The organism is Bacillus cereus group sp. N8 (genome assembly GCF_016483685.1).
Taxonomy (GTDB): Bacteria; Bacillota; Bacilli; order Bacillales; family Bacillaceae_G; genus Bacillus_A; species Bacillus_A proteolyticus.
In genome coordinates this window covers 1-12,547 of sequence record NZ_JAEHBK010000013.1, presented here as the reverse complement: position 1 = coordinate 12,547, position 12,547 = coordinate 1, and the positions used below count along the sequence as shown (strand labels likewise).

Sequence of the window (12,547 nt, the reverse complement as noted above, 5' to 3'; positions counted from 1 at the left end):
TCCTCTCTAATTAAACATTCACTTGAATTTTGGAATAATCTATAAAATTTTTAGCTTGTAACTCAAATAGTCTTGCGTATATTCCTTTTATCTTTAATAGTTCATTATGAGTACCTAGTTCCACGACTCTACCTTTATCGAGGACCATAATTTTTGTAGCATGCCTTACAGTTGAATACCGATGGGATATAAAGAGCCCCATACAATTCTTTGTAATTTCTTTAAAATCTCTAAAAACCTCTTCTTCTGCTTCTGGATCTAATGCGGCAGTAGGTTCATCTAGAATATATAGGCTCGCATCCCTCATGTATGCTCTTGAAATGGCGATTCTTTGCCATTGCCCTCCAGATAACTGAATTCCGTTCGCAAAAGTTTTCCCAAGTTGTGTATCCATTTGGTTAGGCAAACTATTAATCATCTTTAATGCTCCAGATTTTTTAGCAGCAGCTTGTATAGCCATTACTTGATCGGCTTTTTTATAGTCACCATAGCCAATATTATCTTTAACATCTAGTTCATATCTAACAAAGTCTTGGAAAATAGCACTAATCTTATCCTGCCATTCGTTTGTACTGTATTGATGAATGGGTTTTCCATCTAATAGAATAATCCCTTCAAAGTCCGTATAAAGTTTTGTAATTAACTTTACAATCGTAGATTTACCCGAACCATTAGATCCGACAAGAGCCAATGTTTCACCTGGTTTTATGTGAAAATTCACTTTTTTTAATGTATACTCTTTTTGACCAGGATACTTAAAAGAGACATTTATAAATCGAATACCTTTTTCCTCAAAAGAGATGCTATCTAAATAAGTATTGTCTCCATTATTTGAAACATCCCTTTCTTCAGGAACGTCCAAAAATGAGAATAGTTGAGTCATATAAAGATTGTTTTGGTGCATATTAAAAATCATATACATTAATTCATTAGATGTTTTTTGTGTAGTATTTACAGCTTGAAAATAAGCGATAAGACTTCCAATAGCAATAATCCCTGTTACAGCATCCATAACCACCATAAACTGCACAAACATTACAAAAGCCACGCTAATTAATTGAAAAAATAGGTCAATCCTCATCTTTTTTAAAAGCAGACGTCTATCTTGCAGATAAAATCGATTGAACATATTTGAATAATTTTTTAGAAGTAAATTGCCCAATCCAAATAATTTCACTTCTTTTACTGTGATGTCTGTCGTTAGCAAATAGTAGTAGTAAAATTGTTTTCTTGTTTCTTCGGCACGCTTATGACCAATTAAAAAAATTTCTTTTCCAATTTTCATGATTGACCAGGAAGAGATTAGTGGTAATAGAATTAAAATTAGGGTAAACTGCCAGTTCCAAATCATTAAGATACCGGAAATAGAAATCACAGTTATTCCACTTTTTATAATCCCCATAAGTTCTTCAAAAATAGCAAATGGTTTATATGTGGAATCTTGGCGCGCCCTTTGAAGTTTATTGTAAATTTCTGGGTTCTCGAAACTGGAATAAGGTAATCTTTTTGCTTTTTCTATTAATTTTACATTGATTTTATTAGAAAGAAGATTTCGGTAAAGCTGTTTATATGTTTCCAAAACTGATCCTGTAACACCCGTTAAAATTGTAACTAGTGCAAAGGCTATAAAAAACGGTAAAACATGAGTAAAATAATCATCCTTGTACCCATTCTGGTAGATGTTTTGTACTGTATTAACAAGGTATTGGATTGTCAAAATCAATGCTGCAGGTAATAATCCATTTAAAAAATTTAAGGTAAGCACACAGAAGAAATATCCTCTGTGCGTTTCCCATAAAAGTTTAAATAAACCAGGCCAATAATGAAAAGACTTTAAAATATTTGAAAATGATAGTTTCTCATCTTCAGGTGTGTGATTGAGTATCTGTTTCATTCTGATTCCTCCAATATCGCTGGCTTGATAAGATATGCCGCGTAAAGGCAAGTGCTTTTTTTTCTAGTTCCCGATTAGCTCCCAATAGTCGATTACAATGCATATGAATAATTGCTCCCATAATTGTTTGCTGTTTATTCCAGAGCTTGTCTTCATTTTTATATTGTTTAATACTGGAAACATATTCTTTTAATGATTCTCTCCGAACTAATAGACTTTTATAAATCTCTAGTCCAATTGATGAATTGTAATTACGTAAATTATTCCAATCACCTTCAGGATTTCCAATGTTACTTAATAATTTTCTCATTGGTCTAAATTCATCCATGAATTCATATTTATCTGTATTTCTTTCAATAGTTTCCAATTGTTGTTCATAAGTTAAACCAAAATTCTCCATAATCTCAATTATGTTTAAGGATGCCAGTGCATGTACTGGCAGTTCAGCTTGTTGTCCGATCACATTAAGAAGCATTGTTACTGACCTACTATCGTAATGGAAGAAATTCTCGGCCAATTCTATCAGATACGGACCACCATATCGCTCTACTTCTCGTTCATACGTATCAATCGTCATTTTGTGAATAAATCCAGAGTTCATTAAATTATTTGCCCAATCCCTTAAATGAGTAAGAACAGATGCATTCAACTTCTTGGGATCTCCATAAAATCGCAAACGAATATGAGCATCTGGATCACGATATCGCATGAAGAACCATGATTGAGCCAAACCATTTTGTACAATATTATTAGCAAATGATGTCATATATTTTGAAATAAATTCATTCTCTCTTGCTTGTGGAACATAGAGCTTAACATATAGCCATTCACTTCCGGGCAAACGATAAATCATTTTCTCACTAACCATCTCTTTTTTTCCGTCTTCAACAGCTCCTAAACTCTTCCTTTTAGCGACATCGTTCATTTTTTTCAACGGAAATACAACTTCCATTGCATGACTACCCAGCGGGCTGCTAAGGCAATTTTTATTGATGTCATGTAATGATTCCCTCAACTGTAATCTACCCTGCTTAAAAAGTTCATTCTTTAATTCTCGAAGATGAAGAATATTTTCAAGATCAATTAAAATCCTATTGTCACTATACGTCATAAATACATAGCGTGGAACAGCCCATTTCACTCTCCATTTTTCAAATAGGATTAAAAATTCATCATCACTTTTAGGTTTATTTTTCATACCGATAGTTTCTCTATTTAACTTCCAAATTGCAGGAGACAGAATGATATTTTTGTAACGAATCCTTGGATAATAAGGTGAAGATGTCATATTACCCCAATTGAATGTTCTCCAGTGGTCTAAATCATTTAGGGAAACTTCTCTCATAAAGCGATAAATATTAGGGCCACTTTGGTAATTTAGTACATTACCAGCTACCACTTTAATTCTTTTCCCTAATTTTTTAGATTTCAGATAAAAGTTTTCTAATGATGCTCCAACGACAATATCATCAATTGGAATTTGCAAAGTATCTTCATCTCCATTTGTTCCAAGAGTTACAGTTACTTCTCTTGTAGTTTTTCCAATTGCCACATTCGCTGAACGGCCAGTTGCCGGAAGAAAACTTCCCTCTACCATAACGACATCATTATTAAATTGATGGTCAATCTCCACTTCTTGTTGCTGAATTTCACGTCTAACATTTGGATCTAAGATATCTAAAAATCGACCAAATGTGCTTCCTGCTGCATGAGATCCTGGATTTGGGCTTAGGCATAAATTATACTTTCCATTGTCTAATTCCTCTTGCGAAGTAGCATACAATTCTCCATATACTTCAAATGAATCTGGAGCGTATCGAGTATCTTTTTCTATTCCAATTCTGCTAATTATTTCATCAGTAATTTCAATTTCTTTTTGCTGATTATGAATAGCTTCAATAAGCATACATGATAATTGGACATTACGTTCTTCATCTAAAGGCGGCGTAAAATTTTCTCCATCCCTATTTCCTTTTGGATTTTTATATGTCGCGGGTGCTCCAAGCCCTAATTCCTCACTTAAAAGTTCTACCAATGGAACTTCCCTAGTTGTTCCGTATTTTTCTAAAAATTCAATATGATATTTTTGGAGATGAGGAAATCCAACTCCGCTATCGGCTATGCTCCATAACACTTGAGCTGCTTTACTAACATCATTTGCTACGTTTTTTCCTATAGCTAAATCATGCATATTTAAAGCGAAATCTACTTGAAGAGGCGTTGAAACTTCATAAATCCCCTTCATTAATAGGATAAGATCGTTGTATATAGAAAGCCCCTTTCCAAGCTGTAATTGATCATAAACAAGTATTAAATCTTTTACCTTCAATAAATCTTCCCATATTTGATTTTCACCAACTCTTACTTTTAACTTGTCAATCACATAATCAAATGGGGAGTCATATGTAAGTGGCGGTCTTAGCTCAGTTATAAGGTATTCTTGCTCTACCAACTGGAGAATAAAGTTTTCCATTACCTTTATATCTGTGCCTGGATAGTCATTATTCAACTTTTGGAGAAGCTCTTTCACTGTAATATGTGTTTCAGCTAAATCTAAAACTTTCTTAACAACTTCACTATATGTAATTGAAATATTTTCTTTTTTCTCCATATCTTTCTTACGAAGTTGTCCACATTCAGTTGAAAAAGGTAAATATAGGCGGTTTCCGACACGATAAGTAGCATGATTTTTACTAACCATTAAAAATTGGAGAATACAAGGATTTTTTTCAAGTGATGAAACCACTCCCAATAACCATTCCATATCAGGCCGAGTTCTTTTCTTAAATTGTTCAAAATGGCTCATTTCAAGTAAAGATTTTTCTTTAAACTCTCCGGATGCTACCCCGGAAAAAGCTCCAAAAGGTGTTGGGCGTGTTGTCATTCTTAACATATATCTTAATACAGAAGATATTACTTGTTGTGTTTTCCTATTACTTAAATCACCATGTATATATTTAAGAGATTCAAGCAATGAAGGACTTGCAATGGCAATGGCTTCCTTAATGTAATCCATTTCTGCGTATTCCCTTAATTTTCCAATCAATAATTCTTGATCCTTAATTTGATATAGTGCGTTAAATGGTAAAAACGGGGATCTAATCATAAAAAATGGTAGAGGTTCAAATATATTATTACATGCGGTTTTATTTGATGTATGAATAGTCTTCCTTTTTTCTGTAATCATTTGGAATCTTCCCTTCTGTTCTAATCAAATATTATAATAGGAGAAAAAGAGGGACACATCTGTGTTCCCTCTTTTTGGGCATTCAATTAGCAACAGAAGCTATTGAATGAACCTGTGTTTCCACAGCCAGGCGTACAAGCTGAAATACTTGTAATTTGTGGATCTACATCACCTGAAGCTGTTGTTACTTGAACATCTAAATCAAAAAGGTTTTTTTCATTAATCATTTTCTTTTCCCCCTAAAATTTTTATTAAGACGTTATGTCTTATGTGTCTAATTTATCAGATAAATATCCTAGTAGAATCCGTATATTCCGCAAGTTTATATTGTAAATTCACGCATAATAAAAAAATATATGTAAATTAAGTATTAAAAATTTAAGGACTATATTGAAAATATCCCGTTTTTATTGTATTTTTTTATATAGAACTAAAATACAGAATATTTGGAAAGAGGGTTTTTTATGAATAAAGCAATATGGGAATTTTTAATGGAGATGAAAAAAAACAAACTTACCTTTGAAACTTATGAATTATGTCCTTCATTGGAGACACTATCAGTTGAAGAGCGAATTGTATTAGATGAGTATGCAAAGGATTTCCGGGTGAAAATTGATGGTGGAAATCAGTGGGTTTAAAGATTGTTTAATCAATCATATTGATTACCATATCTCCTACCGTAATCAAAGTGATGAATCTGAAATACTTCTACTTATTCAGAAATGTCTTTCTCATAAAGGAAAGATTTTAAATCCTGAATCTTCTGGCTTCTCGTGGGGAGAGCTATATCTAGCTCTTTCTTTTTTGACCAAACGACAACCAATAACAAAAAGAGAATTAGATAAGGCAATGGGGGTTGAATTTATCTTTTTATCAGCGGATATAATAGATGATTTGTGTGATGGAGACGTATTAGATCCATTATATTTTAAAAACGAATATCCTCGTTTTTTGTTAGTTTCTCAATATTTACTTATGCAAGGACTGATATACTTAACTTATAAGACAAAAGATACTGCAACACGAGATCTTCTCCAACAATTGATACATTCGTGTTGTGGAGAATGGAAAGATATCCAATTTTGTTTTTCAATAGATAAAAAAATAATTTTAAGTGAAGAAGAATATGTGAAACTTATTGAAAAGAAATCTGGTCTACTCACAGAAATTATCTTTCGAACTATTAATCCTGAAAATAGAATTTTAAAAGAAATCACATCTTATATAGGGATAGCTGGTCAGCTAAGAAATGATGCTAATGATGCCATGACAGATAATAAAAATGACCTTCAGGACTTAAAGGCTTATCTTCCTTTTTTAAAAGCTTATGAATATAGTTGCAAAACACAGGATAATTTTTTTGAAAATTTAACGGATAAACAAATATCTTCTTCACCTGAAGTTCGGGCATTAGTCCGGGATTACATAGAACAATCTGGAGCACTACACTATTGTCGTATCCTATCTCAACTATATTATAGAAAAGCATTTGCACTCTTAGAAATGCATTTTGTTCTTTCTAAAGACGAAATGACTTATTTTCAAATGATGGTTATGGGCAGAGGTCACTCCTATGCGTAATATTTGGTTCTGTATACCTTTAAGCATTTTATATTTATTAATACTTTTAATAAATAACTACTATTTTCACTCTAGTAATTTTAAAGAAAGCGTTAACTCTTTATTAATTAGTCATTTTTATATGATCAGCGTTATTAGTCTTATTTTTTTTACTATAGGATTAATTAGCTTTTTAAAAAAAAGACAATCTATTGTAGCAAAAAAATTCTTTTCTCTAACATCAGTCTTTGGGATAGCTATTTTAACATCCTTATTATCTAGCTATGATATAAATATTTTTAAAGCTATAGAGGTGAGTAGTATTTTTATGCTTTCTTATCTCTTAATAAGTTTTTTCTCTAATTTCCCTGTATCTACTAAACCAAAATATGTAAAAATATTCAACCTTGTATCATTTGTAATTTCAACAGGATTGACAATTATTTATATAATTTTTTGTTGTTTTGGATATATGTCTAACAATAATTTTAGCTTTTTATTTAAAGTTTTACTAATTACTAACCTATTTCTGAGTATTAGCATCTGTGTTTTTCTTGTTTCATTACATTTACGAGAAAATAATCTTAAGGTGAAAAGTCAATTATATATTCTGATTTTTGGTATTATTCTTAGTTTTTTACCTATTGTTCTACTTAATCTGATTCCCGGTCTACTTTTTGGGGAATCTAAAATTCCATTTACATATTGTTTACCTAGTATTATTATATTTCCTTTAACTATTTCTTATTTATTAATAAAGCAAGAAGTTATCGAATTTGAGATTAGAATTTCTAAATGGCTAACAAACTTACTCTTTTACTTGCTCAATTTCTTATTTTTTAATTTTTCAGTTGAGCAATTCATAGATTTGTCACAAAAAGAAATATTTATACTATGCAGCTTAAGTGTATTATCTGTTGTACTCTCTGTATATATATATAAACTTATTCTCTCATTATTTAGGTATTTAAACATAAAAAAGGATGCACAATCAGGTTTACATAAGATTGAGCTTTTTCAAACACTCTCGAAGGAAAAACATGCTAAAGAGCTTGCAAAATTAGTCGGACAGCTTATTAACCAGATGTTTAACATTAACGGCGTTTCCGTAATATGGAACTCAAATAGTATTTATCATTCATTATATGAGACAGGTATTTTTCAGGATATGGATAAATTTGAGCTGTTTAACCAATTGAATCAACTTGAACAGAATTACTTACTAAAGGAAGGTACTACTCCAATTCATATTCAGTTTGAAAAATACCACTTAATTTGTTTTCCAATACTCATTTACCAAGGCATGCAGGGAGCTATTATTATTGGTGAAAAAAATGATTATACATTATTTAAACCTCAAGAAATTAATGAACTTGAAGAGGTTGTAATAAACTCGGCAAATTTACTATTAAGTGTTAATACTCTCAATAGTAATAAAAAAGAAATTCGAAAAGCAAAGGTAAAAGCTCAAAACTGGAAACAATTTAATTATCAGATTATTCAATCTCTAGAGAGTGAAAGGAAAAGGCTTTCGATTTTCTTACATGATGAAATTCTTCAAATTCTTATTTTGCAATTAAACGAAATAAGAATGCTTCAGACCAAAAGAAACTTTTCTATAGACATATTAAATTCAATGGATGAGCAACTTGAAGATATTATCTATAGCATTAGAAAAATGTGTCATAATCTTCACCCTATTATCGTAGAAGATTTAGGTTTAGAAGCGAGTTTACACACACTAAAACGCGAGTTCGAATTAAATTATCGCATTCTCATTCATATACAATTTAATTGCAAATTAAAAATTCTCTCGAAAAATATCGAAATACAGATTTATCGTATTATAAAAGAGCTACTGAATAATGCTATAAAGCATTCCAAGGGGAATAATGTTCAAATACATATCATAGAAGAAAGAGGCTGCTATGTTTGTACTGTTGAAGATGACGGCATAGGCTTTTGTGTTCCGAACAGTTTTTCTGAATTTAGTACAAGCAACCACCTTGGTCTAATGACCATCCAGCGTCAAATTTCCGAGTTGAACGGAAATTTGAGGATATCTTCTGAAAAAGAACATGGAACATTAGTCACATTTACCATACCAGTAAATTGGGAGGAAAATAATGAGTATACATACACTACTAGTGGATGACCATTTGTTGGTTATGCTAGGCATCCAAAGACTACTAGAATCTGAGGAAGATATTGAGGTGATTAATACCGTTCACGATCCTTCCATATTAATTAAAACTGTGGAAGATACCCGTCCCGATGTAATTGTTACAGACATCAGGATGAAGCAGTATAATGGTATTGAACTTACAAAAGATTTATTGTCAAAATTTCCGGATGTAAAGGTTGTAATTCTATCAGGATATGATCATGAAGAATATTATAATGCGGCCTTTGAAGCTGGAGCAAGTGCATACATTACGAAAGAAAGATCAGCATTTGACCTAGCTAACGCAATTCGTCAAAGTCACATGGGATATATACTATTTTCTAAGAATCAGATTATAGGAAATAATATTGAAGCACTAACTTCTGCTGAACAAAGAATATTACTCTTAATCTCAAAAGATAAAACAAATTATGAGATTAGTACGGACCTTTCAATCAGTAAAAGAACTGTAGAATATCACATTTCTTCAATTATTAGAAAACTGGGTGTAGATTCAAGAGTTGGAGCAGTCGTAAAAGGGATTAAAAAAGGATTAATTGAAGGTTTTTAAGGATAAGGGGACATTGCAGAACTGTTATGTCTAAAAGTTTATTGATAAATACAGAGACACAGAATCATAGTATATAACCACCAATACCTGCAAATGAAGAAATAGGACTCATGATTGGGTCCTATTTCTTCATTTGAGATAAATTTAACCAGATAAAAATTACAATCTTTTATTATATTCATAAATTCCCTTCCCATTATATTTTAAATTCATTCTGTATATGTTCCCACCACATTTCTCTCAGGCTGGAAAAGCAAAATCTTGCTCAAAATGAAAACACGCCATCCTTTCCTATGATTCTACAGAAAGAATAGCGTATTTATTCATTTTAGGGGGATTTTATTTTGTTAGCTTGATAGCGATGTGACGCTACCCCATTATGCAAAAGATAAAAATTGGAAGCTAATAGATGAAAAATAATAATTCCTTATTCAACTAACGCATGCATTAGTTGAATAACCTAAGGCTGCTTCGGTAGCCATTTTTTCGTACCAACTGGCAGTTTAGTTTTCAATATGTGAAAAGGGATTTCTAAGTGATTAATTGAATATATATTTATTGTTTACTAATTTTTTGGAGGAGCCTTTAGGGGAGATAAGCTTTACTTGCTATCAAGTTCTTAATGAAGAAAGACTAAGAGCTTCGCACGGTTCTATAATAACTTATAGTGATGCTGTGACAGGATCTCCTGTTAGTGAGATAGGGTGTTTTTTAATTTATGTATTATAGTAACGTACCCGAAGAGATTGATATGGTGACATATCAACCAACTGAGGTGGTACCACGAAATTGCAACTCTCGTCCTCAAGAATTATTTCTTTTGGGTGAAAGTTTTTTTACTATATAAGTTTCATTCTGTCATAGTTTAAAGTTTTCGAGAGGAGAAATGATATGAATCCTATTTTATTAGATGTTCCGTTACAAATAGAAACAGACAGACTAATTCTTCGAGCACCACCTCCAGCTGGTGAAGGGAATGTCGTACACCAAGCTATTAATGATTCAATTAGTGAGTTAAAGCAATGGTTGTCTTTATTCCAGTCAATTCCTACTGTTGAAGAAACGGAAATTCTCCTGAGAAATGCGCATATAGATTTTTTGAAAAGAGAAAGCTTTCGCTATCTTATCTATAATAAGGAGACGAATGATTTCGTTGGAACGGCTAGCCTTCACCGAATTAATTGGAAGGTTTCTAAATGTGAAATTGGATACTGGATTAACACCCAATTTAGTGGCAGTGGATATATGACAGAAACAGTAAGTGCTTTAACAAACCTTGGATTTCAGTTATTCAAATTTAGAAGGATTGAAATACGATGTGAATCTAATAACACGAAAAGTCGTGCGATCCCTGAAAAACTAGGCTTTGAACTTGAAGGGATATTACGTAATGAAGATTTTTCAGCTGACGGCAAACAACTAACTGATACCTGCATCTATACAAAGGTAAATTAGATTGAAATTTTAATACTCAATTGAGTCTGTGTACATAGTTTATTCCCCTTCTAATCCATTATTGTGATTTGTTCAGAACTATAGTACATCTATATATTTAAAATGCAATGTACTGAAATGATATATTCTATTAAAACAATAAATTTTACTTCTCATAGTAATAATATCAGTATTATAGATGTTACAATCATTTTATAAATAACTTCATGAAGTTATAAAATTAGGACCGTACATATTAGACATATCTAAAATGTACGGTCCTTTTACAATTTGAATTTCTTTTTAAGCTTCTTATATTTTCTATATGAACGTCTAACAATGTTTAACATGAAATATGGTATTTTAACAGGGAAAGGCAATTTATAAATAAAAGGCAAGTAAAATGTAAAATATGCCTTTTCTAGGTCTCTCCACTTACTATCTTCTTTTGTTTTTAAGAAATCAGATACATCGACTACATATCCCCTTCCGTTTTCCATCATCACATTTTTCCCGTGAACATCACAAGGAGTTAATCCTTGCTCCCTTGCATACTCTATAGCTTCATTGATATCAAGGATTACCTGCTTAGGAATTTTAATCCCCTTATGAATAGCATCGTATAAGGTAATTTCTTTTAAACGTTTCAATACTATGAAATTTTCTCCTTTATATATAAGCTTCGAATAAGAAGGATGATTTCCGATTCTTCGGTATACTTCTGACTCTTTTTCAATTCCTTCTCCTTCTCGCGCGTAAACTTTCACTACCCAATCTTTGTATTCTTTGTGCATAAATACTGCGGCATAATTACCTGTCCCTAAACACTTCCAAAGTCTAGGAATATCTTTAACTACTACAGGCTCGAATTCATCCTCACTTCTTATGCTTACCTCTTTTAATAATTCGTCCTTTATCAATCTTACAAAACTATTTATACTCATCATTTCCACTCCGGTTTTGCTAAAAGGTGTACTACCCCATACCCATCAAGTTAAAAAGTACATTTTTCCCTAATACAAAAAAATGAGCAGACTTCACTAAGTAACTAACTTTAGAGAAATAAAATTTTCATTTAGGGGGGTACTTCAAAAACTTAAAATGGATATTCTACGCAAATATATACTATTAATAAGTTATGTTAACTTCACATGATTATATTATACAAAAACTCTGCAAATACCGTTACAAAAAGTGTACACGCTACATTTATTAATAATATACAACTTATACAAGTTGTTCAATGAAGAATATTTCGCAGATAAAATTGACTGTTTTAAACCAGAAACTTCAAACCATTTACTCCCATATACTCAAGGAGTTAACAAATGGATTGGTTTATTTTTTGTCGGAGGAAATAGATTAGCAGATGGAGAAAGCACTGGGTGCACTTCGTATGTACCGATTGTTCAGAATGGTGAAACAACTGATTTTCAAGCAACATTAATAAATGAGGTACTGTCACATTCTCATAAAACTAAGGCTTCAAACCATTCATTAAGCAAAAAAAGACCGTATTATTTGATATTATCCCCTTTAGGTAGACAGTGTAAAAAGACCATGTACATACATGGATGTTACACTGTCTACCTAAAGGGGATTTTTCATGACTAAAAAAGGTTCAACATTTAATACATATTCAGAAGAATTAAAGTTATCAGCTGTTCAAAGTTATTTAAACGGAGAAGGAAGTTACAATATGATAAAGGAAAAATATCAGATTAGAAGCTCTACACA

Annotated in this window: 9 protein-coding genes; 5 read left to right on the top strand and 4 right to left on the bottom strand. The window is 31.7% G+C overall.

Annotated features, from left to right (window positions below; translation table 11 throughout):
• Window positions 1–10 precede the first annotated feature (10 nt).
• The 3 genes from JDS80_RS18580 to JDS80_RS18570 form a co-directional block, all read right to left on the bottom strand.
• Entirely contained in the window at window positions 11–1,894 is a 1,884-nt protein-coding gene (locus JDS80_RS18580; protein ID WP_071744171.1) for an ABC transporter ATP-binding protein, read from the bottom strand.
• The gene (locus tag JDS80_RS18575) at window positions 1,866–5,081 is read right to left on the bottom strand and encodes a lantibiotic dehydratase (RefSeq protein ID WP_199639625.1); all 3,216 of its coding nucleotides are present in this window, start codon (window positions 5,079–5,081) and stop codon (window positions 1,866–1,868) included. Before JDS80_RS18575 ends, JDS80_RS18580 begins: the two co-directional genes overlap by 29 nt.
• An 86-nt stretch (window positions 5,082–5,167) precedes the next feature.
• Window positions 5,168–5,308: a gallidermin/nisin family lantibiotic gene (locus JDS80_RS18570; RefSeq protein ID WP_000606628.1), complete on the bottom strand. Its 141-nt coding sequence runs from the start codon at window positions 5,306–5,308 to the stop codon at window positions 5,168–5,170.
• A gap of 237 nt (window positions 5,309–5,545) precedes the next feature.
• Between JDS80_RS18570 and JDS80_RS18565 the strand changes: the two genes are divergently transcribed.
• From JDS80_RS18565 to JDS80_RS18545, 5 genes are all read left to right on the top strand, one after another.
• A complete protein-coding gene (locus tag JDS80_RS18565; RefSeq protein WP_001030236.1) occupies window positions 5,546–5,719 on the top strand; it encodes a hypothetical protein in 174 nt (57 codons plus the stop codon).
• Window positions 5,694–6,662, top strand: a complete 969-nt coding sequence (locus JDS80_RS18560; RefSeq protein ID WP_071744169.1) for a polyprenyl synthetase family protein — start codon at window positions 5,694–5,696, stop codon at window positions 6,660–6,662. The genes JDS80_RS18565 and JDS80_RS18560 overlap by 26 nt, the downstream gene beginning before the upstream one ends.
• Complete coding sequence (locus JDS80_RS18555; protein WP_001244598.1) at window positions 6,655–8,796, top strand: sensor histidine kinase; 2,142 nt, start codon at window positions 6,655–6,657, stop codon at window positions 8,794–8,796. The genes JDS80_RS18560 and JDS80_RS18555 overlap by 8 nt, the downstream gene beginning before the upstream one ends.
• A complete protein-coding gene (locus JDS80_RS18550) occupies window positions 8,768–9,376 on the top strand; it encodes a response regulator transcription factor (protein WP_000022202.1) in 609 nt (202 codons plus the stop codon). Before JDS80_RS18555 ends, JDS80_RS18550 begins: the two co-directional genes overlap by 29 nt.
• Before the next feature lie 891 nt (window positions 9,377–10,267).
• Window positions 10,268–10,831, top strand: a complete 564-nt coding sequence (locus JDS80_RS18545; RefSeq protein ID WP_199639623.1) for a GNAT family N-acetyltransferase — start codon at window positions 10,268–10,270, stop codon at window positions 10,829–10,831.
• A 263-nt stretch (window positions 10,832–11,094) separates the two neighbouring features.
• Here JDS80_RS18545 and JDS80_RS18540 read toward each other — a convergent pair whose 3' ends face one another.
• Window positions 11,095–11,763, bottom strand: a complete 669-nt coding sequence (locus JDS80_RS18540) for a protein kinase family protein (RefSeq protein WP_116733427.1) — start codon at window positions 11,761–11,763, stop codon at window positions 11,095–11,097.
• Window positions 11,764–12,547 lie beyond the last annotated feature (784 nt).

Bases quoted from the DNA above. Each gene is read 5' to 3' on its own strand.
- JDS80_RS18555 (WP_001244598.1), top strand. From the start codon at position 6,655: ATGCGTAATATTTGGTTCTGTATACCTTTAAGCATTTTATATTTATTA.
- JDS80_RS18580 (WP_071744171.1), bottom strand. From the start codon at position 1,894: ATGAAACAGATACTCAATCACACACCTGAAGATGAGAAACTATCATTT.
- JDS80_RS18545 (WP_199639623.1), top strand. From the start codon at position 10,268: ATGAATCCTATTTTATTAGATGTTCCGTTACAAATAGAAACAGACAGA.
- JDS80_RS18565 (WP_001030236.1), top strand. From the start codon at position 5,546: ATGAATAAAGCAATATGGGAATTTTTAATGGAGATGAAAAAAAACAAA.
- JDS80_RS18550 (WP_000022202.1), top strand. From the start codon at position 8,768: ATGAGTATACATACACTACTAGTGGATGACCATTTGTTGGTTATGCTA.
- JDS80_RS18570 (WP_000606628.1), bottom strand. From the start codon at position 5,308: ATGATTAATGAAAAAAACCTTTTTGATTTAGATGTTCAAGTAACAACA.
- JDS80_RS18575 (WP_199639625.1), bottom strand. From the start codon at position 5,081: ATGATTACAGAAAAAAGGAAGACTATTCATACATCAAATAAAACCGCA.